The sequence below is a fragment of the Klebsiella sp. C283 genome, assembly GCF_048822555.1.
GTDB lineage: Bacteria > Pseudomonadota > Gammaproteobacteria > Enterobacterales > Enterobacteriaceae > Klebsiella > Klebsiella quasipneumoniae.
Genome location: NZ_JBMEZS010000008.1, coordinates 223,468 through 246,236, shown reverse-complemented (window position 1 = coordinate 246,236; position 22,769 = coordinate 223,468). Strand labels below are relative to the sequence as shown.

The 22,769-nt window shown below is 56.1% G+C and carries 22 protein-coding genes and 1 tRNA gene; 15 read left to right on the top strand and 8 right to left on the bottom strand.

Annotated features, from left to right (window positions below; genetic code table 11):
• Window positions 1-23: 23 nt before the first annotated feature.
• From ACOI7Z_RS17595 to argG, 3 genes are all read right to left on the bottom strand, one after another.
• Window positions 24-575: a YfaZ family outer membrane protein gene (locus tag ACOI7Z_RS17595; RefSeq protein WP_087848555.1), complete on the bottom strand. Its 552-nt coding sequence runs from the start codon at window positions 573-575 to the stop codon at window positions 24-26.
• A 344-nt stretch (window positions 576-919) separates the two neighbouring features.
• A complete protein-coding gene (locus ACOI7Z_RS17590; RefSeq protein ID WP_023291118.1) occupies window positions 920-1,549 on the bottom strand; it encodes a winged helix-turn-helix transcriptional regulator in 630 nt (209 codons plus the stop codon).
• Between the two features lie 172 nt (window positions 1,550-1,721).
• Window positions 1,722-3,065 (bottom strand): argininosuccinate synthase, encoded by a 1,344-nt coding sequence (gene argG / locus ACOI7Z_RS17585; protein WP_004144895.1) that lies wholly within the window; start codon window positions 3,063-3,065, stop codon window positions 1,722-1,724.
• Between the two features lie 307 nt (window positions 3,066-3,372).
• Here argG and ACOI7Z_RS17580 point away from each other — a divergent pair.
• The 12 genes from ACOI7Z_RS17580 (at window position 3,373) to mtr (ending at window position 17,073) form a co-directional block, all read left to right on the top strand.
• A tRNA-Met gene (locus ACOI7Z_RS17580) sits at window positions 3,373-3,449 on the top strand.
• Window positions 3,450-3,657: 208 nt separating this feature from the next.
• On the top strand, window positions 3,658-4,110 hold the full coding sequence (gene rimP, locus ACOI7Z_RS17575) for a ribosome maturation factor RimP (protein ID WP_002918364.1): 453 nt from the start codon (window positions 3,658-3,660) through the stop codon (window positions 4,108-4,110).
• 27 nt (window positions 4,111-4,137) lie between these two features.
• Window positions 4,138-5,625 carry a transcription termination factor NusA gene (gene nusA / locus ACOI7Z_RS17570; protein WP_002918252.1) on the top strand — a complete coding sequence of 496 codons (1,488 nt, stop codon included), beginning with the start codon at window positions 4,138-4,140 and terminating at the stop codon, window positions 5,623-5,625.
• Window positions 5,626-5,649: 24 nt separating this feature from the next.
• The gene (gene infB, locus ACOI7Z_RS17565; RefSeq protein ID WP_023291117.1) at window positions 5,650-8,340 is read left to right on the top strand and encodes a translation initiation factor IF-2; all 2,691 of its coding nucleotides are present in this window, start codon (window positions 5,650-5,652) and stop codon (window positions 8,338-8,340) included.
• A gap of 102 nt (window positions 8,341-8,442) precedes the next feature.
• A complete protein-coding gene (rbfA, locus tag ACOI7Z_RS17560; protein ID WP_002918248.1) occupies window positions 8,443-8,844 on the top strand; it encodes a 30S ribosome-binding factor RbfA in 402 nt (133 codons plus the stop codon).
• A complete protein-coding gene (gene truB / locus ACOI7Z_RS17555) occupies window positions 8,844-9,788 on the top strand; it encodes a tRNA pseudouridine(55) synthase TruB (RefSeq protein WP_023291116.1) in 945 nt (314 codons plus the stop codon). Before rbfA ends, truB begins: the two co-directional genes overlap by 1 nt.
• A gap of 147 nt (window positions 9,789-9,935) precedes the next feature.
• Window positions 9,936-10,205, top strand: a complete 270-nt coding sequence (gene rpsO / locus ACOI7Z_RS17550) for a 30S ribosomal protein S15 (protein WP_002918244.1) — start codon at window positions 9,936-9,938, stop codon at window positions 10,203-10,205.
• Between the two features lie 242 nt (window positions 10,206-10,447).
• Window positions 10,448-12,583, top strand: a complete 2,136-nt coding sequence (gene pnp / locus ACOI7Z_RS17545) for a polyribonucleotide nucleotidyltransferase (RefSeq protein ID WP_023291115.1) — start codon at window positions 10,448-10,450, stop codon at window positions 12,581-12,583.
• A 108-nt stretch (window positions 12,584-12,691) separates the two neighbouring features.
• Window positions 12,692-13,576, top strand: a complete 885-nt coding sequence (gene nlpI, locus ACOI7Z_RS17540) for a lipoprotein NlpI (RefSeq protein WP_004206169.1) — start codon at window positions 12,692-12,694, stop codon at window positions 13,574-13,576.
• A gap of 104 nt (window positions 13,577-13,680) precedes the next feature.
• Entirely contained in the window at window positions 13,681-13,761 is an 81-nt protein-coding gene (gene yrbN / locus ACOI7Z_RS17535; protein WP_085903200.1) for a protein YrbN, read from the top strand.
• Window positions 13,754-15,685, top strand: a complete 1,932-nt coding sequence (deaD, locus tag ACOI7Z_RS17530; RefSeq protein WP_023291114.1) for an ATP-dependent RNA helicase DeaD — start codon at window positions 13,754-13,756, stop codon at window positions 15,683-15,685. Before yrbN ends, deaD begins: the two co-directional genes overlap by 8 nt.
• Before the next feature lie 143 nt (window positions 15,686-15,828).
• Window positions 15,829-17,073 carry a tryptophan permease gene (gene mtr, locus ACOI7Z_RS17525; RefSeq protein ID WP_023291113.1) on the top strand — a complete coding sequence of 415 codons (1,245 nt, stop codon included), beginning with the start codon at window positions 15,829-15,831 and terminating at the stop codon, window positions 17,071-17,073.
• A gap of 44 nt (window positions 17,074-17,117) precedes the next feature.
• Here mtr and ACOI7Z_RS17520 read toward each other — a convergent pair whose 3' ends face one another.
• The 3 genes from ACOI7Z_RS17520 to ubiU form a co-directional block, all read right to left on the bottom strand.
• The gene (locus ACOI7Z_RS17520) at window positions 17,118-18,125 is read right to left on the bottom strand and encodes a luciferase-like monooxygenase (RefSeq protein ID WP_087848556.1); all 1,008 of its coding nucleotides are present in this window, start codon (window positions 18,123-18,125) and stop codon (window positions 17,118-17,120) included.
• A 143-nt stretch (window positions 18,126-18,268) separates the two neighbouring features.
• On the bottom strand, window positions 18,269-19,147 hold the full coding sequence (locus tag ACOI7Z_RS17515; protein ID WP_087848557.1) for a U32 family peptidase: 879 nt from the start codon (window positions 19,145-19,147) through the stop codon (window positions 18,269-18,271).
• Between the two features lie 5 nt (window positions 19,148-19,152).
• Window positions 19,153-20,148, bottom strand: coding sequence for a ubiquinone anaerobic biosynthesis protein UbiU (gene ubiU, locus ACOI7Z_RS17510; RefSeq protein WP_004206164.1), 996 nt, complete (start codon window positions 20,146-20,148; stop codon window positions 19,153-19,155).
• A gap of 221 nt (window positions 20,149-20,369) precedes the next feature.
• Here ubiU and ubiT point away from each other — a divergent pair, with 221 nt between their 5' ends.
• Together ubiT and ACOI7Z_RS17500 are read left to right on the top strand one after the other, a co-directional pair.
• On the top strand, window positions 20,370-20,894 hold the full coding sequence (gene ubiT, locus ACOI7Z_RS17505; protein ID WP_002918231.1) for a ubiquinone anaerobic biosynthesis accessory factor UbiT: 525 nt from the start codon (window positions 20,370-20,372) through the stop codon (window positions 20,892-20,894).
• Window positions 20,888-21,391 (top strand): GNAT family N-acetyltransferase, encoded by a 504-nt coding sequence (locus ACOI7Z_RS17500; RefSeq protein ID WP_087848558.1) that lies wholly within the window; start codon window positions 20,888-20,890, stop codon window positions 21,389-21,391. Before ubiT ends, ACOI7Z_RS17500 begins: the two co-directional genes overlap by 7 nt.
• Here ACOI7Z_RS17500 and ACOI7Z_RS17495 read toward each other — a convergent pair.
• The gene (locus tag ACOI7Z_RS17495; RefSeq protein WP_032429219.1) at window positions 21,378-21,668 is read right to left on the bottom strand and encodes a GIY-YIG nuclease family protein; all 291 of its coding nucleotides are present in this window, start codon (window positions 21,666-21,668) and stop codon (window positions 21,378-21,380) included. The genes ACOI7Z_RS17500 and ACOI7Z_RS17495 overlap by 14 nt on opposite strands.
• A 49-nt stretch (window positions 21,669-21,717) precedes the next feature.
• Between ACOI7Z_RS17495 and ACOI7Z_RS17490 the strand changes: the two genes are divergently transcribed.
• On the top strand, window positions 21,718-22,161 hold the full coding sequence (locus tag ACOI7Z_RS17490; protein WP_023291108.1) for a YhbP family protein: 444 nt from the start codon (window positions 21,718-21,720) through the stop codon (window positions 22,159-22,161).
• Here ACOI7Z_RS17490 and ACOI7Z_RS17485 read toward each other — a convergent pair.
• Window positions 22,123-22,659: a type 1 glutamine amidotransferase domain-containing protein gene (locus tag ACOI7Z_RS17485; protein WP_004206160.1), complete on the bottom strand. Its 537-nt coding sequence runs from the start codon at window positions 22,657-22,659 to the stop codon at window positions 22,123-22,125. The genes ACOI7Z_RS17490 and ACOI7Z_RS17485 overlap by 39 nt on opposite strands.
• Window positions 22,660-22,769 lie beyond the last annotated feature (110 nt).

The following is a 22,769-nucleotide window of genomic DNA, read 5'->3' as shown; positions in this document are numbered from 1 at the left end:
GGATGGCAATCCCTGTGCATGGATTAAAAGCGGAAGTTAACCCCGGCGTAGGCCCCGTCGGCGAGGGTGTTGTCGCGATGGCCGTCTTTCCCCGCCATATCGATATATCGATAGCCTGCTTCGATATTCAGCGACGGCAGCACGTTAAGGCGTACCCCGGCATTGGCCTCCACATAATCATCGACGCCGCTGGACATCGAGTCCGGCGAGTAATAGCCCTCACCGAAGAGCGTGAAGTACTGGCTGAGAGGAAGCTCTGCTCCGCCACCCGCGGCGATGGCGTAGCCTTCATCCCCATCTTTAGGGTTCAGATAGATGCCTTTACCGCCCAGCGTCATCAGGAAAGGCCCGAGGTTGAAGTTATAACCCATACCCAGTCCAATAGTGTCGCCGTCATTGTCACTATGCGCCCACTGGGTATTGAACGTCATTCCAGGTTCCCCGGCGCCAAAGCTGGCAGACAGATTGGTAAACTCGCTACCGGCTTCACCATGCAGATTAACGGATGCGCAGGCGGCGCCGCTGGCCCCCACAGCGATCATCAGGGCTACCATTTTTGGAGCAATAGACTTCATTGTTGAATTCCTTCAGATAAAAAAAAGCCCGATACGGGTGTTCGGGCAAAATTAACGGGTTTTTGGATCTCATCGTTATGGTCGAGCAGGCGGTAGGAGAGGGGATCAACTCCCGCTACCGCTGCTCACGCCTGGCCGATTGCCGGCGGCATATCCTGCACCTGCGCAGGCCCGGCGATGCACGCCTTGGCTGTCTGCTGGTCGTACCCGGCACAGGATGTCCTCCGGTAACTCAGGTATTTAGCTTAAAATTATTTTTTTGTTACCGTTAGCGTTTATTGGTTTAAATTTAAACAACTTCAGCTGTGAGATGAATAGCCACAAATGACAGAGGTTGGCGCGAGTCAGAATTTTTCAGGAAGTGAGGCAATGCTTTGTAAATAACCCCCCCGGGCAAAGGCAATATAACCGCCTTTCTTTAAGGCTGACAAGACATTAAGAATACTGCTGCGTGAGAGATGAGTCCGGTCCTGAATATATTCAAGAATAGATACGCGCTGTCGTGTCTCTTCGGTTAAGAGCATCATTTCCAGCAGATGGTTACGGATCACCGAATAGGTTCGCTGTTGCAAGACCAGATCGTCACGATACACCATATACGAGGTATGATAGGCCAGCAGGATTGTCACTTCTTCCCACAGATTATGCTGACGAAATAGCGCCGACGCCAGATCGTAGTCGATACGTAGCAGCTCGGATGAGACCTCTGCACGCAGGCTATGACTGCGGCTGGGCTGCAGCATTTCCGCCACGCCGAAAAGGTGGGGTTCATAGACGGTCACCATCAAGAGCCTGTCGGAATTACGAATAATCGACAACTCGCCTTTTTTAAAAATAAAGAGCTGGGTTTTGCCTTTATATTCCCACGTGAGTCTTTTTCTGGCGATCGCGTTAACGGGCGTCGCGTGTGGCTCAAGCACATCGATCAATCGGTCAATGGCCTTCTGCGGCCTGATAGGCGGTTTAATATTCATGATGTTTATCACCAGATACGAATTAATCAATTGAGGATATTATAGTCAACAATTTTGCTGACCAGGCGATAAGGAAATAATGCCTCTTTTCGAATTTTCTGGTGCAGACTGGTAACAAAAAATAAAAAAGCCGGCGGAGAGCCGCCGGCAGAGAGTAAACATCGTCAGGCGATTATTTGCCTTTGTTTTCCAGATTTTCAACCTGCGGTAAACCCGTCGCTGAGGAGGCGCTCAGCAGGCCAGACTGCGCGTAGCCGAACAGCTTCTCGCGGGTATCGGTGATATCCAGATTACGCATGGTCAGCTGGCCGATACGGTCTTCAGCGGTAAACATGGAATCGCCTTTTTCCATGGTCAGACGCTCTGCTTTATAGGTCAGGTTGTCTGATACCGTATTGAGGATCGAGTAGTCGTTGCCGCGACGCAGCTCAAGGGTGACTTCGCCGGTGATCTGGCTGGCGACCCAGCGCTGCAGCGAATCACGCAGCATCAGCGCCTGGGAATCGAACCAGCGGCCCTGATACAGCAGACGGCCCAGCTGGCGACCGTGAGCGTGATATTGCTCGATAGTATCTTCGTTATGAATACCGGTCAGCAGACGCTCGTAAGCGATATGCAGCAGCGCCATCCCCGGGGCTTCATAAATGCCGCGGCTTTTCGCTTCGATAATCCGGTTTTCGATCTGGTCGCTCATGCCCAGGCCGTGACGACCGCCGATGCGGTTGGCTTCCAGCATCATCTCGACGTCATCGGCGAAGGTTTTGCCATTAAGCGCTACCGGGTGACCTTGCTCAAAGCGTACGGTGACCTCTTCCGCAGGGATCTTCACGTTTTCGTCCCAGAACTTCACGCCCATAATCGGGTTGACGATCTTGACGCTGGAATTCAGAAACTCCAGATCTTTCGCTTCGTGGGTAGCGCCGAGCATGTTGGAGTCGGTGGAATAGGCTTTCTCGACCGACATCTTGTAGTCGAAGCCGCAGGCGATCATAAATTCGGACATTTCGTGACGGCCGCCGAGTTCATTGATGAAATCGCTGTCCAGCCACGGTTTGTAGATCTGCAGTTCAGCGTTGGTCAGCAGGCCGTAGCGATAGAAACGTTCGATATCGTTGCCTTTATAGGTGCTGCCATCGCCCCAGATGTTGACGCCGTCTTCTTTCATTGCCGCTACCAGCATGGTGCCGGTGACCGCGCGGCCCAGCGGCGTGGTGTTGAAGTAGGTCAACCCGCCGGTGGTGTTATGGAAAGCGCCACACTGAATCGCGGCGATCCCTTCTGCGACCAGCTGTTTGCGGCAGTCGATCAGACGGGCGCCTTCGGCGCCGTACTCTTTCGCGCGGCGCGGAATAGCATCGTAGTCGTCTTCGTCCGGTTGACCCAGGTTAGCGGTATATGCATAAGGCACGGCGCCTTTTTTGCGCATCCATAACAGCGCGGCGCTGGTATCCAGTCCACCAGAGAAAGCGATACCAATACGTTGACCAACCGGGAGATGCTTGAGAATCGTCGTCATAAAATAAAACCCTGCTCGATAGACTGTGGTGAGTTCGACTCAACAACCTTAACTGCATTTTTATGCATTAATTGTGAGTATTCATTTAACCATCTTTTACTGGTGACAGGAAGGGCTTCATCATCTTTTTGCTAAAAAAGCCTGAAATACCAGCACAAACGGCAATCGGGGGCGATAAAATGCATGTTGACAAAATATACTAATTGTCGTTACAATTCATCCCGATTTTATGTCCCGTCTTCGGTACCAAATCCCAGCAGTATTTGCGTCTTTTGCTCAAAAAGAGTAAAATATGCCACGTTTCAGGCGCGGGGTGGAGCAGCCTGGTAGCTCGTCGGGCTCATAACCCGAAGGTCGTCGGTTCAAATCCGGCCCCCGCAACCACTTTCCCATTAAGTACTTTTTCAAATATACTGTGAGGACTAGGTGTCCTTCGTAGCCGAATTTGAAAGAATTCTTGCGGAAGGTGTTCCAGATCGCCATGGCGATCTCAGGGTTCAGTTATCTAAAGCCCCGATTTATCGGGGTTTTTTGTTATCTGACTTCAGAATAACTGGGCTATACGCCCTTTTTTTATGTCTTGGGGGTGGGTTTGTCCACATTAGAGCAAAAATTGACAGAGATGCTCACTGCGCCGGTTGAAGCGCTTGGCTTTGAGCTGGTCGGCATCGAATTTATTCGCGGTCGCACATCCACACTGCGCATCTATATTGATAGTGAAGATGGCATCAACGTTGATGATTGTGCTGATGTGAGCCACCAGGTAAGCGCCGTCATGGATGTCGAAGACCCGATCACTGTCGCTTACAACCTGGAAGTCTCTTCGCCTGGTCTCGACCGTCCGATGTTCACCGCCGAACACTATCAACGTTTCACTGGCGAAGAAGTTGCGCTGGTGCTGCGCATGGCGGTTCAGAACCGTCGCAAATGGCAGGGCATTATCAAAGCGGTAGACGGTGAAATGATCACGGTAACCGTCGAAGGCAAAGATGAAGTGTTCGCGCTGAGTAACATCCAGAAGGCGAACCTGGTTCCCCACTTTTAACAGTCTGGATTGAGGTGAAAGGCCCCGATGAACAAAGAAATTTTGGCTGTTGTTGAAGCCGTTTCCAACGAAAAAGCGCTGCCGCGTGAGAAAATTTTCGAAGCGCTGGAAAGCGCGCTGGCAACGGCCACCAAGAAAAAATACGAACAAGAGATCGACGTTCGCGTTGAAATCGACCGTAAGAGCGGCGATTTCGACACTTTCCGTCGCTGGCTGGTTGTAGAAGAAGTCACCCAGCCGACGCGCGAGATCACGCTGGAAGCCGCGCGTTTCGAAGATGAAAGCATGAACGTCGGCGACTACGTCGAAGATCAGATTGAATCTGTCACCTTCGACCGCATCACCACCCAGACCGCTAAACAGGTTATCGTGCAGAAAGTTCGCGAAGCCGAGCGCGCGATGGTGGTCGATCAGTTCCGCGAGCACGAAGGTGAGATCATCACCGGCGTGGTGAAAAAAGTGAACCGCGACAACATCACTCTGGATCTGGGCAACAACGCTGAAGCCGTGATCCTGCGTGAAGATATGCTGCCGCGTGAAAACTTCCGTCCGGGCGACCGCATTCGCGGCGTACTGTACGCCGTCCGTCCGGAAGCGCGTGGCGCCCAGCTGTTCGTGACCCGTTCCAAACCTGAGATGCTGATCGAACTGTTCCGCATCGAAGTGCCGGAAATCGGTGAAGAAGTGCTGGAGATCAAAGCGGCAGCTCGCGATCCGGGCTCTCGTGCCAAAATCGCGGTGAAAACCAACGACAAGCGTATCGACCCAGTTGGCGCTTGCGTCGGTATGCGCGGCGCGCGCGTTCAGGCGGTATCCACCGAGCTGGGCGGCGAGCGTATCGATATCGTCCTCTGGGATGATAACCCGGCGCAGTTCGTGATTAACGCTATGGCGCCGGCAGACGTCGCGTCCATCGTGGTGGATGAAGATAAACACACCATGGATATCGCGGTAGAAGCGGGCAACCTGGCGCAGGCGATTGGCCGTAATGGTCAGAACGTCCGCCTGGCCTCGCAGCTTAGCGGCTGGGAACTCAACGTGATGACCGTTGACGATCTGCAGGCTAAGCACCAGGCGGAAGCGCATGCCGCTATCGATACCTTCACCAAATATCTCGATATTGATGAAGATTTCGCGACAGTGCTTGTTGAAGAAGGCTTCTCCTCACTGGAAGAGCTGGCCTATGTGCCGATGAAAGAACTGCTGGAAATCGACGGTCTGGATGAAGCCACCGTTGAAGCACTTCGTGAGCGTGCGAAAAACGCACTGACTACGCTGGCGCTGGCTCAGGAAGAAAGCCTGGGAGATAACAAACCTGCCGATGATCTGTTGAATCTCGAAGGTCTGGATCGTGCCCTGGCATTCAAACTGGCTGCCCGTGGTGTTTGTACGCTGGAAGATCTCGCCGAGCAGGGCGTTGATGACCTGGCTGATATCGAAGGGATGACCGACGAGAAAGCTGGCGAGCTCATCATGGCCGCTCGCAACATTTGTTGGTTCGGCGACGAAGCGTAATAAACTGTAGCAGGAAGGAACAGCATGACAGATGTGACTATTAAAGCGCTGGCCTCAGAGATTCAGACCTCTGTGGATCGCCTGATACAGCAATTTGCTGACGCAGGCATCCGCAAAACGGCTGATGATTCTGTGACCTCGCAAGAGAAACAAACTTTGTTGACGCACCTGAACCGTGAGCACGGTTCGGCGCCAGACAAGCTGACGTTACAGCGTAAGACGCGCAGTACGTTGAATATTCCAGGTACCGGTGGAAAGAGTAAATCGGTACAAATCGAAGTCCGCAAGAAACGCACCTTTGTGAAACGCGATCCGCAAGAGGCTGAACGCCTGGCCGCGGAAGAGCAGGCGCAGCGTGAAGCGGAAGAGCAGGCCCGTCGTGAAGCTGAAGAAGCAGCGAAACGCGAGGCGCAATTAAAAGCTGAACGTGAGGCCGCAGAACAAGCTAAACGTGAAGTCGCTGATAAAGCGAAACGTGAAGCTGCGGAAAAAGACAAAGTGAGCAATCAACATACCGACGAAATGACCAAAACCGCCCAGGCTGAAAAGATCCGTCGCGAGAACGAAGCCGCGGAACTGAAGCGCAAATCGGAAGAAGAAGCACGCCGCAAACTTGAAGAAGAAGCGCGCCGTGTAGCGGAAGAAGCACGCCGTATGGCAGAAGAAAACGAAAAAAATTGGTCTGAAACTTCAGACAGCCCGGAAGACACCAGCGACTATCACGTCACCACGTCACAGCATGCACGTCAGGCTGAAGATGATAACGATCGTGAAGTCGAAGGCGGCCGCAGCCGCAGCCGTAGCAGCAAAGCGGCGCGTCCGGCGAAGAAAGGCAACAAACACGCTGAATCTAAAGCCGATCGTGAAGAAGCCCGTGCGGCCGTTCGCGGCGGCAAAGGCGGTAAGCACCGTAAAGGTTCCGCTCTGCAGCAGGGCTTCCAGAAGCCGGCGCAGGCCGTTAACCGTGACGTCGTGATCGGCGAAACCATCACCGTTGGCGAACTGGCTAACAAGATGGCGGTGAAAGGTTCGCAGGTCATCAAAGCGATGATGAAGCTGGGCGCCATGGCGACCATCAACCAGGTCATCGACCAGGAAACCGCACAGCTGGTTGCCGAAGAGATGGGCCACAAAGTTATCCTGCGTCGTGAAAACGAGCTGGAAGAAGCGGTAATGAGCGACCGTGACACCGGCGCGGCGGCTGAACCGCGCGCACCGGTTGTGACCATCATGGGTCACGTTGACCACGGTAAAACCTCGCTGCTGGACTACATTCGTTCCACTAAGGTTGCCTCCGGCGAAGCGGGTGGTATTACCCAGCACATCGGTGCTTACCATGTAGAAACCGACAACGGCATGATCACCTTCCTGGATACCCCGGGCCACGCCGCGTTTACCTCCATGCGTGCTCGTGGTGCGCAGGCGACGGATATCGTGGTTCTGGTGGTGGCGGCAGACGACGGCGTGATGCCGCAGACTATCGAAGCTATCCAGCACGCCAAAGCGGCGCAGGTGCCGGTGGTGGTTGCGGTGAACAAGATCGATAAGCCTGAAGCCGATCCGGACCGTGTGAAGAACGAACTGTCCCAGTACGGCATCCTGCCGGAAGAGTGGGGCGGCGAGAGCCAGTTCGTCCACGTCTCCGCGAAAGCCGGTACCGGTATCGACGACCTGCTGGACGCGATCCTGCTGCAGGCTGAAGTACTCGAGCTGAAAGCGGTCCGTAACGGGATGGCGAGCGGCGCGGTGATCGAATCCTTCCTTGATAAAGGTCGTGGTCCGGTCGCTACCGTTCTGGTTCGCGAAGGTACTCTGCACAAGGGCGATATCGTTCTGTGCGGCTTCGAATACGGTCGTGTGCGTGCGATGCGTGACGAACTGGGTCGCGAAGTGCTGGAAGCGGGTCCGTCCATTCCGGTGGAAATCCTCGGCCTGTCCGGTGTGCCGGCTGCCGGTGATGAAGTGACCGTGGTTCGTGACGAGAAAAAAGCGCGTGAAGTGGCGCTGTATCGTCAGGGCAAATTCCGTGAAGTTAAGCTGGCGCGTCAGCAGAAATCTAAACTGGAAAACATGTTCGCTAACATGACCGAAGGCGAAGTTCACGAAGTGAACATCGTGCTGAAAGCGGACGTACAGGGTTCTGTCGAGGCGATTTCCGATTCCTTACTGAAACTGTCTACCGACGAAGTGAAAGTGAAGATCATCGGTTCCGGCGTAGGTGGTATCACCGAAACCGACGCCACCTTGGCTGCAGCATCCAACGCGATTCTGGTTGGCTTCAACGTTCGTGCCGATGCCTCTGCGCGTAAAGTTATCGAAGCGGAAAGCCTGGATCTGCGTTACTACTCCGTCATCTATAACCTGATCGACGAAGTGAAAGCGGCGATGAGCGGCATGCTGTCTCCGGAACTGAAACAGCAGATCATCGGTCTGGCTGAAGTGCGTGATGTCTTTAAATCGCCGAAATTCGGCGCCATCGCGGGCTGTATGGTTACCGAAGGGACGATCAAACGTCACAACCCAATCCGCGTGCTGCGTGACAACGTGGTTATCTATGAAGGCGAGCTGGAATCCCTGCGCCGCTTCAAAGATGACGTTAACGAAGTCCGTAACGGCATGGAATGTGGTATCGGTGTGAAGAACTACAACGACGTTCGCGTTGGCGATATGATCGAAGTGTTCGAAATCATCGAAATCCAGCGTAGCATCGATTAATCATCGGATGGCTAAGCCGTCGGGGAAGCGAAGCGCCACCCGGCAATCATTTTAAAAAGGGGCTTTAGGCCCCTTTTTTGTCTTTATTCTGGAGAATTTATTATGGCGAAAGAATTTGGTCGCCCGCAGCGCGTGGCCCAGGAGATGCAAAAAGAGATTGCTATCATCCTGCAGCGTGAAATTAAAGATCCGCGTCTGGGCATGATGACCACCGTTTCCGGGGTGGAAATGTCCCGTGACCTGGCCTATGCCAAGGTGTATGTCACCTTCCTCAACGACAAAGATGAAGCCGCGGTGAAAGCGGGCATCAAAGCGCTGCAGGAAGCCTCTGGCTTTATCCGCTCTCTGCTGGGGAAAGCGATGCGCCTGCGCATCGTGCCGGAGCTGACCTTCTTCTACGACAACTCACTGGTGGAAGGGATGCGTATGTCCAACCTGGTCACCAGCGTGGTGAAACACGACGATGAGCGTCGTGTGAACCCGGACGACAGCAAGGAGGACTGATGAGTCGTCCTCGTCGTCGCGGCCGCGACGTGCACGGCGTATTGCTGCTGGATAAGCCTCAGGGCGCCTCCAGCAACGATGTGCTGCAGAAAGTAAAGCGTATATATAACGCCAACCGCGCCGGACACACCGGCGCGCTGGATCCGCTGGCGACCGGTATGCTGCCGATCTGCCTTGGCGAAGCGACCAAGTTTTCCCAATACCTGCTGGACTCCGATAAGCGCTACCGCGTGATAGCTAAACTTGGCCAGCGCACCGATACCTCCGATGCCGATGGCCAGGTGGTGGAAGAGCGCCCGCTGACCTTTAGCGACGAACAGCTGGCGGCGGCGCTGGACAGCTTCCGCGGCGAGACGCAGCAGGTGCCGTCGATGTATTCGGCGCTGAAATATCAGGGCAAGAAGCTGTACGAATATGCCCGTCAGGGGATTGAGGTCCCGCGTGAAGCTCGGCCGATTACCGTTTATGAGCTGCTGTTTATTCGCCATGAAGGCGATGAGCTGGAGCTGGAGATCCACTGCTCGAAAGGCACCTACATCCGGACGATTATCGATGATTTAGGTGAGAAGCTCGGATGCGGCGCGCACGTGATTTTCCTGCGTCGCCTGGCGGTGAGCAAATACCCGGTTGAGCGGATGGTGACCCTCGAGCAGCTGCAGGCGCTGGTCGATCAGGCGGCGGCGCAGGATATTCCTGCCGCGCAGCTGCTCGATCCGCTGCTGATGCCCATGGACAGCCCGGCGTCGGACTATCCGCTGGTGACGATCCCGGAGACCTCCGCGGTCTACTTTAAAAACGGCAACCCGGTACGTCAGTCAGGCGCGCCGCTTAACGGGCTGGTGCGGGTGATGGAAAGTGAATCCGGCAAGTTTCTCGGCATGGGCGAAATTGACGATGAAGGCCGCGTGGCGCCGCGTCGTCTGGTGGTGGAATACCCGGCGTAAGCGCTTTTCTTGCGATAAAAGCCTGCTACGAGTAGAATATCGCCGCTTAACGTCCGCTAAAGTGTTTTAACATTTTCGGGCGTTGCATCAGGGGTCGCTGAATTAGAGATCGGCACCCTTTCTTTCTTTTAATTTTGGAGTTCTAAAATGTCTCTAAGCGTTGAAGCTAAAGCAAAAATCGTTTCTGAGTTTGGTCGTGGCGAAAACGACAGCGGTTCTACCGAAGTTCAGGTTGCACTGCTGACTGCACAGATCAACCACCTGCAGGGCCACTTTGCAGAGCACAAAAAAGATCACCACAGCCGTCGTGGTCTGCTGCGCATGGTTTCTCAGCGTCGTAAACTGCTCGACTACCTGAAACGTAAAGATGTTGCACGTTACTCTGCGCTGATCGAGCGTCTGGGTCTGCGTCGCTAATTCTGCGAGTTTCAGAAAAAGGGGCCTGACGGCCCCTTTTTTCGACCGGGCGGCAGCAATTCATTCAAAACTCATGTATTGTTGCTAGTAATGATCTTCATGCAGAGGTTCGCGCGGCTAATGAGAGGCTTCATCCGCAGGGGCGGGTAAAGGTTGTCATTAGTCGCGAGGATGCAGAGGATCGGGTCAATAGACGCTATGTCGTAGATATGGCGTGATTTATAGATAAAAAGGATAGAATTTTGCTTAATCCGATCGTTCGTAAATTCCAGTACGGCCAGCATACCGTGACCCTGGAAACCGGCATGATGGCGCGCCAGGCAACGGCCGCTGTGATGGTTAGCATGGATGACACTGCGGTATTCGTGACCGTTGTGGGCCAGAAAAAAGCGAAGCCAGGCCAGGACTTTTTCCCGCTGACGGTTAACTACCAGGAGCGTACCTACGCTGCCGGTAAAATCCCGGGTGGTTTCTTCCGTCGTGAAGGCCGCCCAAGCGAAGGCGAAACCTTGATCGCGCGTCTGATTGACCGCCCGGTTCGCCCGCTGTTCCCGGAAGGCTTCGTTAACGAAGTTCAGGTTATCGCCACCGTGGTTTCCGTTAACCCGCAGGTTAACCCGGATATCGTCGCGATGATCGGCGCTTCCGCAGCGCTGTCCCTGTCTGGTATTCCGTTCAATGGCCCAATCGGCGCCGCGCGCGTGGGTTACATCAACGACCAGTACGTACTGAACCCAACCCAGGAAGAGCTGAAGTCCAGCAAACTGGATCTGGTGGTTGCCGGTACCGAAGCGGCCGTGCTGATGGTGGAATCCGAAGCGGAACTGCTGAGCGAAGACCAGATGCTGGGCGCGGTGGTCTTTGGCCACGAGCAGCAGCAGATTGTTATTCAGAACATCAACGACCTGGTGAAAGAAGCCGGTAAACCGCGTTGGGACTGGCAGCCGGAAGCCGTCAACGAAGCGCTGAACGCGCGCGTGGCTGCGCTGGCTGAATCCCGCCTGAGCGATGCTTACCGTATCACCGACAAACAAGAGCGTTACGCTCAGGTTGATGTGATCAAATCTGAAACCATCGCTACGCTGGTTGCAGAAGATGAAACCCTGGACGCTAACGAACTGGGTGAAATCCTGCACGCTATCGAGAAAAACGTGGTTCGTAGCCGCGTGCTGGCCGGTGAGCCGCGTATCGATGGCCGCGAAAAAGATATGATCCGTGGTCTGGACGTTCGTACCGGCGTTCTGCCGCGTACTCACGGTTCCGCACTGTTCACCCGTGGCGAAACGCAGGCGCTGGTTACCGCGACTCTGGGTACCGCACGCGATGCGCAGAACATCGACGAACTGATGGGCGAGCGTACCGACTCCTTCCTGTTCCACTACAACTTCCCTCCGTACTCCGTAGGCGAAACTGGCATGGTGGGATCTCCGAAGCGTCGTGAAATCGGTCACGGTCGTCTGGCTAAGCGCGGCGTTCTGGCCGTGATGCCGACTATCGACGAATTCCCGTACACCGTTCGCGTGGTGTCTGAAATCACCGAATCCAACGGCTCTTCTTCCATGGCTTCCGTCTGTGGTGCCTCTCTGGCGCTGATGGACGCTGGTGTGCCGGTGAAAGCCGCCGTGGCGGGTATCGCCATGGGCCTGGTGAAAGAAGGCGACAACTTCGTCGTGCTGTCTGACATCCTCGGTGACGAAGACCACCTTGGCGATATGGACTTCAAAGTAGCGGGTTCCCGCGACGGTATCTCTGCGCTGCAGATGGATATCAAAATTGAAGGTATCACCAAAGAAATCATGCAGGTTGCATTGAACCAGGCTAAAGGTGCGCGTCTGCACATCCTGGGCGTGATGGAGCAGGCGATTAACGCGCCGCGCGGCGACATCTCTGAATTCGCACCGCGTATCCACACCATCAAGATCAACCCGGACAAGATCAAAGACGTTATCGGTAAAGGCGGTTCTGTTATCCGTGCCCTGACCGAAGAGACCGGCACCACCATCGAAATCGAAGATGACGGTACCGTGAAGATCGCAGCGACCGACGGCGACAAAGCGCAACATGCTATCCGTCGTATCGAAGAGATCACCGCTGAGATCGAAGTTGGCCGTATCTACAATGGTAAAGTGACCCGTATCGTTGACTTTGGCGCGTTCGTTGCCATCGGCGGCGGTAAAGAAGGTCTGGTTCACATCTCGCAGATCGCCGACAAGCGCGTTGAGAAAGTGACTGACTACCTGCAGATGGGTCAGGAAGTACCGGTTAAGGTTCTGGAAGTTGACCGCCAGGGCCGTGTCCGTCTGAGCATCAAAGAAGCAACTGAACAGACTCCGTCTGCCGCAGCGCCGGAAGTTCCGGCTGCCGAGCAGGGCGAGTAAGGTTGCCGTTAGCCCTCCGCTTTTGCGGAGGGCGTTTTACGGGCAGGACGCCTCGTTTGCAGCCGGGGAACAGGACGTTCATCCAATCGTTGTCTTCGGGAGTGGGAAATGAAGCCTTTTTTGCGCTGGTGTTTCGTGGCGACAGCTCTCACGCTGGCAGGATGCAGTAGCACCGCCTGGCGTAAGGACGCCGTCCTCGCAGTACCATTGCAACCGACTTTACAGCAAGAAGTGATTCTGGCACGTATGGAACAAATTCTTGCCAGTCGGGCTTTATCCGATGACGAACGCGCACAGCTTTTATATGAGCGCGGAGTGTTGTATGATAGTCTCGGTCTGAGGGCATTAGCGCGAAATGATTTTTCACAAGCGCTGGCAATCCGACCCGATATGCCTGAAGTATTCAATTACTTAGGCATTTACTTAACGCAGGCAGGCAATTTTGATGCTGCCTATGAAGCGTTTGATTCTGTACTTGAGCTTGATCCAACTTACAACTACGCGCACTTGAACCGCGGTATCGCCCTGTATTACGGCGGCCGGGCTAAGTTAGCGCAAGATGATCTGCTGGCGTTTTATCAAGACGATCCCAATGATCCTTTCCGTAGCCTGTGGCTTTATATCGCCGAGCGTAAACTCGACGAGAAGCGGGCGCTTGAAGCACTCAGAGAGCGCTTAGACAAGTCGGACAAAGAGCAATGGGGATGGAACATTGTCGAGTTCTACCTTGGCGACATTAGCGAAAAAGAGCTGATGACTCGTCTGAAGGCAGACGCAACGGATAACACCTCGCTCGCTGAGCATCTCAGTGAAACCAACTTCTATTTAGGTAAGTACTACCTAAGTCTGGGGGACAAGGACAGCGCTACGGCACTGTTCAAACTGGCGGTCGCCAACAACGTACATAACTACGTTGAGCACCGATACGCATTGTTGGAATTATCGCTCTTGGGCCAGGAGCAAGATGACCTGGCAGAATCGGACCAGCAATAGCTGACGAACACATCAGCCCATAGTTTTTTGCTTGCCATCACCTTCGCGGGTGAGGGCGTTGTTGTTCGTTAATACACCTACTTTGAGCCGGTTCACACTTTTCAATGAAAATTACCGTAAATTTTCACGATGAGTTATGTAGACTGGCCGCCATTAATTTTGAGGCACACGTACTACATGGCTGAATTCGAAACCACTTTTGCAGATCTGGGCCTGAAGGCTCCTATCCTTGAAGCGCTTACCGATCTGGGTTACGAAAAACCATCTCCGATCCAGGCTGAGTGCATTCCGCATCTGCTGGACGGCCGCGACGTTCTGGGTATGGCCCAGACCGGTAGCGGTAAAACCGCAGCGTTCTCTTTACCGCTGCTGAACAACATCGATCCTGAGCTGAGAGCACCACAGATCCTGGTGCTGGCGCCGACCCGCGAGCTGGCGGTACAGGTTGCTGAAGCAATGACGGAATTCTCTAAACATATGCGCGGCGTAAACGTGGTTGCCCTGTACGGCGGCCAGCGTTATGACGTGCAGCTGCGCGCCCTGCGTCAGGGTCCGCAGATCGTTGTCGGTACCCCGGGTCGTCTGCTGGACCACCTGAAGCGCGGCACCCTGGACCTCTCTAAACTGAGCGGCCTGGTACTGGATGAAGCAGATGAAATGCTGCGCATGGGCTTTATCGAAGACGTAGAAACCATTATGGCGCAGATCCCGGAAGGGCATCAGACCGCGCTGTTCTCCGCCACCATGCCGGAAGCGATCCGTCGCATTACCCGCCGCTTTATGAAAGAGCCGCAGGAAGTGCGTATTCAGTCCAGCGTGACGACTCGTCCGGACATCAGCCAGAGCTACTGGACTGCCTACGGCATGCGTAAAAACGAAGCGCTGGTGCGTTTCCTGGAAGCGGAAGATTTTGATGCGGCGATTATCTTCGTGCGTACCAAAAACGCGACCCTGGAAGTGGCTGAAGCGCTGGAGCGTAACGGCTACAACAGCGCGGCGCTGAACGGCGACATGAACCAGGCGCTGCGTGAGCAGACCCTGGAGCGTCTGAAAGACGGTCGTCTGGATATCCTGATTGCGACTGACGTTGCAGCCCGTGGTCTGGACGTTGAGCGTATCAGCCTGGTGGTGAACTACGACATCCCGATGGATTCCGAGTCTTACGTTCACCGTATCGGCCGTACCGGTCGTGCGGGCCGCGCCGGCCGCGCGCTGCTGTTCGTTGAGAACCGCGAGCGTCGTCTGCTGCGCAACATCGAACGTACGATGAAGCTGACCATTCCGGAAGTTGAACTGCCGAACGCAGAGCTGCTGAGCAAACGTCGTCTGGAAAAATTCGCCGCGAAAGTTCAGCAGCAGCTGGAAAGCAGCGATCTGGACCAGTACCGTGCGCTGCTGGCGAAAATCCAGCCGACGGCGGAAGGCGAAGAGCTGGACGTGGAAACGCTGGCTGCTGCGCTGCTGAAAATGGCCCAGGGCGAACGCTCGCTGATCGTGCCGCCGGATGCGCCGATGCGTCCGCGTCGTGAGTTCCGTGACCGTGACGATCGCTTCGAGCGTCGTGGCGACCGCAACGACCGCGCTCCGCGTGGCGATCGCGAAGATCGTCCGAAGCGTGAGCGTCGTGACGTAGGCGATATGGAACTGTATCGCATTGAAGTGGGTCGCGATGACGGTGTTGAAGTACGTCATATCGTTGGCGCGATCGCTAACGAAGGCGATATCAGCAGCCGTTACATCGGTAACATCAAGCTGTTCGCTTCTCACTCCACCATCGAACTGCCGAAAGGGATGCCGGGCGAAGTGCTGCAGCACTTTACTCGTACCCGCATCCTGAACAAGCCGATGAACATGCAGCTGCTGGGCGATGCGCAGCCGCGCACCGAACGTCGTGGCGGCGGTGAACGTCGTGAAGGCGGTCGTAGCTTCGGCGGTGAGCGTCGTGAAGGCGGTCGTGGCTTCGGTGGCGAGCGTCGTGAAGGTGGTCGTGGTGATGGTCGTCGTTTCAGCGGCGAACGTCGTGAAGGCCGTGCGCCGCGTCGTGACGATGCATCCGCGCCGCGCCGCGATGACTCTGCCGGTCGCCGTCGCTTCGGTGGCGATGCGTAATTAACGCAGCCCGCTAGCGTAAACTAAATAATACAGCCCCGATCGTTATGATTGGGGCTTTTTTTATTTCTTTTGTACTCGTGTACTGGTACAGTGCGTCACACCCATCGTGGGAAAGTATTTTTGACTGGAGATTTCGGTAAATGGCGACACTAACCACTACGGCAACCCGTCCGTCCCTGTTTGGCGGCGTGGTGATCATCGGCGGCACGATTATCGGCGCGGGCATGTTCTCGCTGCCGGTGGTGATGTCCGGCGCGTGGTTTTTCTGGTCGCTGGCGGCGCTGGTCTTTACCTGGTTCTGCATGTTGCACTCCGGTCTGATGATCCTCGAGGCCAACCTTAACTACCGGATCGGCTCCAGCTTCGACACCATTACCAAAGATCTGCTCGGCAAGGGCTGGAACCTGGTCAACGGCGTGTCGATCGCCTTTGTGCTGTATATTCTGACCTACGCCTATATTTCAGCCAGCGGCTCGATACTGCATCATACGTTTAGCGAGATGTCGCTGAACGTACCGGCGCGGGCGGCGGGTTTTGGCTTTGCGCTGCTGGTGGCATTTATCGTCTGGATGAGCACCAAAGCGGTGAGCCGCATGACGGCTATCGTGCTTGGCGCCAAGGTGATCACTTTCTTTCTGACCTTCGGCAGTCTGCTGGGGCACGTCGAGCCGGCGACGCTGTTTAACGTCGCGGAAAAGAACGCCTCCTATGCGCCATACTTGCTGATGACGCTGCCGTTCTGCCTGGCCTCGTTTGGCTACCACGGCAACGTGCCGAGCCTGATGAAATACTACGGAAAAGATCCACGTACCATCATCCGCTGCTTAACCTACGGTACGTTGCTGGCGCTGGGTCTGTACGTGGTCTGGTTGCTGGTGACGATGGGCAATATCCCGCGCCCGCAGTTTATCGACATCGCGCAGAAGGGCGGCAACATTGATGTGCTGGTGCAGGCCCTGAGCGGGGTGCTGAACAGCCGGAGCCTGGATCTGCTGCTGGTGGTGTTCTCTAACTTTGCCGTCGCCAGCTCGTTCCTTGGCGTCACGCTGGGGCTGTTCGACTACCTGGCGGATCTGTTTGGCTTTGACGACAGCGCACTGGGGCGCTTTAAAACTGCGCTGCTGACCTTTATTCCGCCGATGATTGGCGGGTTGGTGAAACCCGATGGCTTCCTCTACGCCATCGGCTATGCCGGCCTGGCGGCGACGATCTGGGCGGCGATTGTACCGGCGCTGCTGGCTCGCGCCTCGCGTAAACGCTTCGGCAGCCCACAGTTCCGCGTATGGGGCGGAACACCGATGATTGTGCTGATCCTGCTTTTTGGCCTGGGCAATGCGGTCGTGCACATTCTGTCGAGCGTTAATCTGCTGCCGGTTTACCAGTAAGAGGCTTACCCGGTGGCGCGACGTCCACCGGGCCTGGATTTTGATTAACCCAACAATTCCTCTTTCACCTGCATCGCTAAATCGAAAGAATGCAGGCGCGCCTGGTGGTCGAAGATCTGGCCATTGACCATGATTTCGTCCGCCTCGGTTTCCCGCAAAATCGACTCCAGGCCGTGGCGGACTTTGGTTTTATCACCCACCAGCGACATGCGCAGCGCCTGCTGCACGCCATACTGCTCGGACGCTGACCACAGCTGATGCATATTTTCCACCGGCGGCGGTAGCTGTCCGGTTTCGCCGCGACGTAGCTTCACAAACGCCTGCTGCATGGAAGTGAAGAGAAACTCCGCATCGCGGTTGCTGTCGGCGGCGATGATATTGATGCACACCATGGCATACGGTTTTTCCAGCCGCGCTGAGGGCGTAAAGTTGCTGCGATACAGGTGCAGGGCCTGGAACAGCATATCCGGCGCGAAGTGCGAAGCGAACGCGAACGGCAGGCCGAGCTGCGCCGCCAGCTGGGCGCTGTAGAGGCTTGAGCCCAGCAGCCACACCGGAATTCGTTCGCCATAGCCGGGAACCGGGCGCACGTGCGGGTTCGGATCGCGGGCGTCAAACCAGTCCACCAGTTCCGCCACATCGCGCGGGAAGTTATCGACGTCGCCGCTCATATGGCGACGCAGGGCGCGCATGGTGGGCTGATCGCTGCCCGGCGCGCGGCCAAGGCCGAGATCGATACGCCCGGGATAGAGGGTATTCAGGGTGCCGAACTGCTCAGCGATCACCAGCGGAGAGTGGTTGGGCAGCATCACGCCACCGGAACCCAAATGCAGGGTGGTGGTATTGGCCGCGAGATAGCCAATTAGTACCGAGGTCGCTGCGCTGGCAATGCCGACCATATTGTGGTGCTCCGCCAGCCAGTAGCGGTAATAGCCGCGCGATTCGGCCAGCCGGGCGAGATCCAGAGAGTGGGTAAAGGCTTCTTTAGCAGAAGATCCTTGCGGGATCGGCGCCAGATCGAGCACCGAGAACGGAACAGATTTGTCAGTCATAAAGGCTCACTTTGCTACAGCATCGTCATCAGATTGAAGGTCTTCTTCCAGCCTGGCGCATCCAGGACGCGCCAGCCAGAAAAGCTGCATCTTTAATAATGCATTAAAATCTGAGCACTGCTGTTAACAAAGTGAGCGGTTTATCAGGCCTGCAGCGCCAGCCCAGGCAGCCGTTTCCAGTAGCCGTTGCAATCGCTGTTGCCGGTGAGCGCCAGCGGCGCAGCGCCGTTTTCATTGGCGCGGAAGGCGTCGAGCATGGCGAAGGTCTCGCTGCCCATCGGCGACAGGCGCACCATATCCACCAGGCCGTGCATGGACGTCAGCTCATTGCCCAGGTTGTAGACATAGCCGCTCATGGTCTGGATACCGTTGAGCACGAACACCTGCTGGTTCTCCTGGGACAGCATGCTGCGCCCGGTTGGGTACTTGATGCAGCAGGTCTCGCACTCATCCTTTGGCCGATCTTCCGAGCGGGCGGTAAAGCAGCGGGCGGAATAAGCCAGCGGCAGATGGCCGTAGCTCAGCACTTCGACTTCAAACTGATTGCGAATACCCAGCTCTTCGCACTGGGTCAGTAAATTAGCCAGCCAGTCGCGGGAAAGCTCCACCGGCATGCACCAGCGCACCATACCTTGCTTAAGCAGCAGACGCAGAGTGACGGCGTTGTAGCAGTTCAGCGCATGCCCGGCGACGAACGGCAGCTTGCGTTCGGCGCAGAGGTTCACCACGCCCAAATCGCTGGCCTCAATCAGGAACTCACCGTTATCGACATAGCGCTTCAGCTCGCCCAGTTCAGAGGAGGCCTGCACCAGCGCGAGGGTAGACAGCACCACCTGCTTGCCGCTGCCGGCCAGCGCTTTCGCCATCTCGATCCAGTCGCCGACTTTGGTGGCGCGGCGTTTGCTGCACACCGCTTCGCCGAGATAAATGGTGTCGGCGCTGCAGTTTGCCGCCTGCTGGTAAAAATCTTCCAGCGTCTCTTTTGGCCAGTAGTAAAGCACCGGCCCTAATGAATATTTCATGTTTCTCACTGCCATTTACGGTGATAGGCGCCAAGGGTGGTTTGTGTCCCTTCGGACATGGAGCCAAGGGTTTCCATCCATGCGGATTGCGGCACGAAATTCTGCGGATCGGCTTTGCAGCGATCGATCGCCTGGCGCCAGACTTTCGCCACCTGGGTGACGTAGGCTGGGCTGCGCTGACGGCCTTCGATTTTCACTGAGGCGATATTGGCGGCCATCAGCTCCGGCAACAGTTCCAGAGTGTTGAGGCTGGTGGGCTCCTCCAGCGCGTGATAGCGCTCGCCATCGACCAGGTAGCGGCCTTTACACAACGTTGGGTAGCCCGCGTTTTCCCCATCCTGATAGCGGTCAATCAGCACCTCATTGAGACGCGATTCCAGCCCCTGCGGGGTTTGCTGCCAGCGAACGAAGCGCGCAGGCGAACAGGCGCCGACGGTGTTGGGCGATTCGCCGGTCAGGTAGGAAGAGAGATAGCAGCGGCCTTCCGCCATGATGCACAGGCTGCCGAAGGCAAAGACTTCCAGCGGCACCGGCGTGGCGCGGGCCAGCTGTTTCACCTGGTGAATAGATAACACCCGCGGCAGTACGACGCGCGCCACGTCGAAGTTGCGATGATAGAAGCGAATGGCCTCTTCATTGGTGGCGGAAGCCTGTACCGACACATGGCGTTCTATATGCGGATAGCGCTCCGCGGCGTACTCCAGCATGGCGATATCGGCCAGAATGAGCGCATCGGCGCCCAGCTGAGCCGCCATATCCACCGCGCGCTGCCAGCGGGCGTAGCCGTCGGGGTGGGCGAAGGTGTTGATGGCGATATGCAGCTTACGACGGTGCTGATGCACAAAGCTGACGGCTTCCTGCAGTTTCTTTTCGGTGAAATTAAGGCCGGCAAAGTGGCGGGCGTTGGTGTCATCTTTCAGCCCGATATAGACGGCATCGGCGCCGTTTTCGATGGCCGCCTTAAGCGCCGGAAGGTTACCGGCTGGGCAGAGCAGCTCCATAATTTTTCCTGAAAAATGCGGCCCGTCAGGGACGCTGAATGGTTAACGAGCAGGGATTTTAGTTAACCTTCTGGTGACAATTTTTGATTTGAGGCAGTTAAAAGTGTATTGGCGGCGCCAATAACTGGCTGCCGTCATCGCGTTTTTGTTGATTTACGCCGCTATGTTGTTTATGTGATATGGCACAATAGCGGCACAATTGCATTCATGGAGTAAAGCTTGTGTTGGATAAACTGCGTTCCCGGCTGGTCCACTTTGGCCCGTCTTTAATGAGCGTGCCGGTTAAGCTGGCGCCTTTTGCCCTCAAGCGCCAGGTGCTGGAGCAGGTGCTTAGCTGGCAGTTTCGCCAGGCGCTGGCGGAGGGTGAGCTGGAGTTTCTCGAGGGGCGCTGGTTAAGTATTCATGTGCGTGACATCGGTCTGCTGTGGTATACCTCGGTAGTCGATGGTCGCCTGGTGGTCAGCCAGCAGGCGGACGCCGACGTCAGCTTCAGCGCCGACGCCAGCGATCTGTTAATGATCGCCGCGCGCAAGCAGGATCCGGATACGCTATTCTTCCAGCGTCGTCTGGTTATTGAAGGCGATACGGAGCTGGGGCTGTATGTAAAAAATTTGATGGACGCCATTGAGCTCGAGCAGATGCCCAAAGCGCTGCGCGTGATGTTGCTGCAACTGGCGGATTTTGTCGAAGCTGGACTGAAGAGCCCGCAGAAACCTGAACAGACATCGGTAGGTGAGGCATGCTGATTCGAGTGGAAATTGGGATTGATGCACCGGGAATCGACGCGCTGCTGCGTCGTGCCTTCGGCCGCGATGCCGAAGCGCAGCTGGTGCACGATCTGCGTGAAGATGGACTGATCACGCTGGGGGTAGTGGCGACGGATGATGAAGGCCAGGTGATCGGCTACGTTGCCTTCAGCCCGGTTGCGGTGGAAGGTGAAGAGCTACAATGGGTCGGCCTGGCGCCGCTGGCGGTGGATGAACGCTACCGTGGACAGGGCATTGGCCGGCAGCTGGTCTATGAAGGGCTGGATTCGCTGAATGAGTTTGGCTATGCCGCGGTGGTGACGCTGGGCGACCCGGAGTTATACCGTCGCTTTGGTTTTGAACCGGCCGCGCGCTTCGATCTCCGCTGCCGCTGGCCGGACAGCGCGGAGGCGTTCCAGGTGCATCGCCTGGCGGATGACGCCCTCGAAGGTGTCCACGGCCAGGTCGAATACAGCGACCACTTTAATCGTTTTTGAGCCTTGCCAGCAGGGTTTCAACGGTATCCTCTCCGGCAACGAGGCGCTCTTTTTCGCGCTTCGTTAGCTGCTTAATGCGGTATTCCAGCCGCAAAGCAAGTGAGTGTTCACCAACTTCATGACTAAAGGCCAGTCGCAGGTCGCCTTTGCCGCGCAACGCCTTCGCGCCTTTCCCTGCCTGATGCTGGCGAAAGCGGCGCGGCACATCGGTGGTGATGCCGGTATAGAGGCGATTATCCGCGGTTCGAATGAGATACAGAAACCAGCACACGGTCACAAAGTCACTATGGTAAGGTTTATGCACCATAGCATAACGGAGAAGAAAGATGGATACGCTTGCCGCCATTGGCCGCTGGCTGAGTAAACAGCACGTCGTCACCTGGTGCGTCTCCCGTGACGACGAGCTGTGGTGTGCGAATGCATTTTACGTCTATGACCCGGATACCGTGGCCTTTTATCTGCTCAGCGAGGAGCACACCCGCCACGGCCAGATGACCGGCGAGCGGGCGAAGGTGGCCGGGACGGTCAACGGTCAGCCCAAGACCGTGGCCCTGATCCGCGGCGTGCAGTTTCAGGGCGAGATCCGTCGTCTGCGCGGCGACGAAGAGGCGCGAATGCGCCAGCGCTACGTCAAGCGCTTCCCGGTGGCCCGCATGCTGTCGGCGCCGGTCTGGGAGATTCGTCCGGACGAAATCAAGTTTACCGACAACACGCTGGGGTTCGGGAAAAAGCTACACTGGCGGCGCGATGCCGGCGCCGAGCAGGCGTAGCGCTTCGCGATTGAAGGCCGGCAGATCGTCCGGCGTTCTGCTGGTCACCAGCTGTTCGTTATCGACCACCACCTCCTGGTCGTAAAACTCGCCCCCGGCGTTTTTCACATCCACCACGATCGGTTTTACCGCCGTGAGCTTGCGCCCGCGGATCACATCGGCGCTGATCAGCAGCTGCGGGCCGTGGCAGATGGCGAAGACCGGCTTCCCGCCGTTGACAAAATCGCGCGTAAAGGTGACAAAGCGTTCATCCCCGCGCAGCTGGTCCGGGGAATAGCCCCCTGGCAGCAACAAGGCATCAAATTCACCCGGTGTGACGTCATCAATGGCCCGATCGATGGCGACCTCTGCTTCTCCCTGTTTACCCTTCACCGTCTTGCCAGCCTGCTTTTCGATCGTCACGACCTGATGCCCGGCGAGCTTAAACGCCTCGGCGGGAGAGGTAAATTCAGAATCTTCAAAGTCGTCGGTAATGAGCACGGCTATCTTTTTACTCATGCTTCCTCCGCTGTCTGGATGGTCAATGAGGTAATTCCATGATGATGGTGGATACTTACCTTGTAAGGTATTAAGCCTGGAACATGAGCGCGAAAGTGCAAGGCAGAGAA

What these genes read in the sequence shown, in the direction of transcription:
- ACOI7Z_RS17595 (WP_087848555.1), bottom strand. Translation starts at nt 575, where the DNA reads ATGAAGTCTATTGCTCCAAAAATGGTAGCCCTGATGATCGCTGTGGGG.
- ACOI7Z_RS17590 (WP_023291118.1), bottom strand. Translation starts at nt 1,549, where the DNA reads ATGAATATTAAACCGCCTATCAGGCCGCAGAAGGCCATTGACCGATTG.
- argG (WP_004144895.1), bottom strand. Translation starts at nt 3,065, where the DNA reads ATGACGACGATTCTCAAGCATCTCCCGGTTGGTCAACGTATTGGTATC.
- nusA (WP_002918252.1), top strand. Translation starts at nt 4,138, where the DNA reads ATGAACAAAGAAATTTTGGCTGTTGTTGAAGCCGTTTCCAACGAAAAA.
- infB (WP_023291117.1), top strand. Translation starts at nt 5,650, where the DNA reads ATGACAGATGTGACTATTAAAGCGCTGGCCTCAGAGATTCAGACCTCT.
- rbfA (WP_002918248.1), top strand. Translation starts at nt 8,443, where the DNA reads ATGGCGAAAGAATTTGGTCGCCCGCAGCGCGTGGCCCAGGAGATGCAA.
- truB (WP_023291116.1), top strand. Translation starts at nt 8,844, where the DNA reads ATGAGTCGTCCTCGTCGTCGCGGCCGCGACGTGCACGGCGTATTGCTG.
- rpsO (WP_002918244.1), top strand. Translation starts at nt 9,936, where the DNA reads ATGTCTCTAAGCGTTGAAGCTAAAGCAAAAATCGTTTCTGAGTTTGGT.
- nlpI (WP_004206169.1), top strand. Translation starts at nt 12,692, where the DNA reads ATGAAGCCTTTTTTGCGCTGGTGTTTCGTGGCGACAGCTCTCACGCTG.
- yrbN (WP_085903200.1), top strand. Translation starts at nt 13,681, where the DNA reads ATGAAAATTACCGTAAATTTTCACGATGAGTTATGTAGACTGGCCGCC.
- deaD (WP_023291114.1), top strand. Translation starts at nt 13,754, where the DNA reads ATGGCTGAATTCGAAACCACTTTTGCAGATCTGGGCCTGAAGGCTCCT.
- mtr (WP_023291113.1), top strand. Translation starts at nt 15,829, where the DNA reads ATGGCGACACTAACCACTACGGCAACCCGTCCGTCCCTGTTTGGCGGC.
- ACOI7Z_RS17520 (WP_087848556.1), bottom strand. Translation starts at nt 18,125, where the DNA reads ATGACTGACAAATCTGTTCCGTTCTCGGTGCTCGATCTGGCGCCGATC.
- ACOI7Z_RS17515 (WP_087848557.1), bottom strand. Translation starts at nt 19,147, where the DNA reads ATGAAATATTCATTAGGGCCGGTGCTTTACTACTGGCCAAAAGAGACG.
- ubiU (WP_004206164.1), bottom strand. Translation starts at nt 20,148, where the DNA reads ATGGAGCTGCTCTGCCCAGCCGGTAACCTTCCGGCGCTTAAGGCGGCC.
- ACOI7Z_RS17500 (WP_087848558.1), top strand. Translation starts at nt 20,888, where the DNA reads ATGCTGATTCGAGTGGAAATTGGGATTGATGCACCGGGAATCGACGCG.
- ACOI7Z_RS17490 (WP_023291108.1), top strand. Translation starts at nt 21,718, where the DNA reads ATGGATACGCTTGCCGCCATTGGCCGCTGGCTGAGTAAACAGCACGTC.
- ACOI7Z_RS17485 (WP_004206160.1), bottom strand. Translation starts at nt 22,659, where the DNA reads ATGAGTAAAAAGATAGCCGTGCTCATTACCGACGACTTTGAAGATTCT.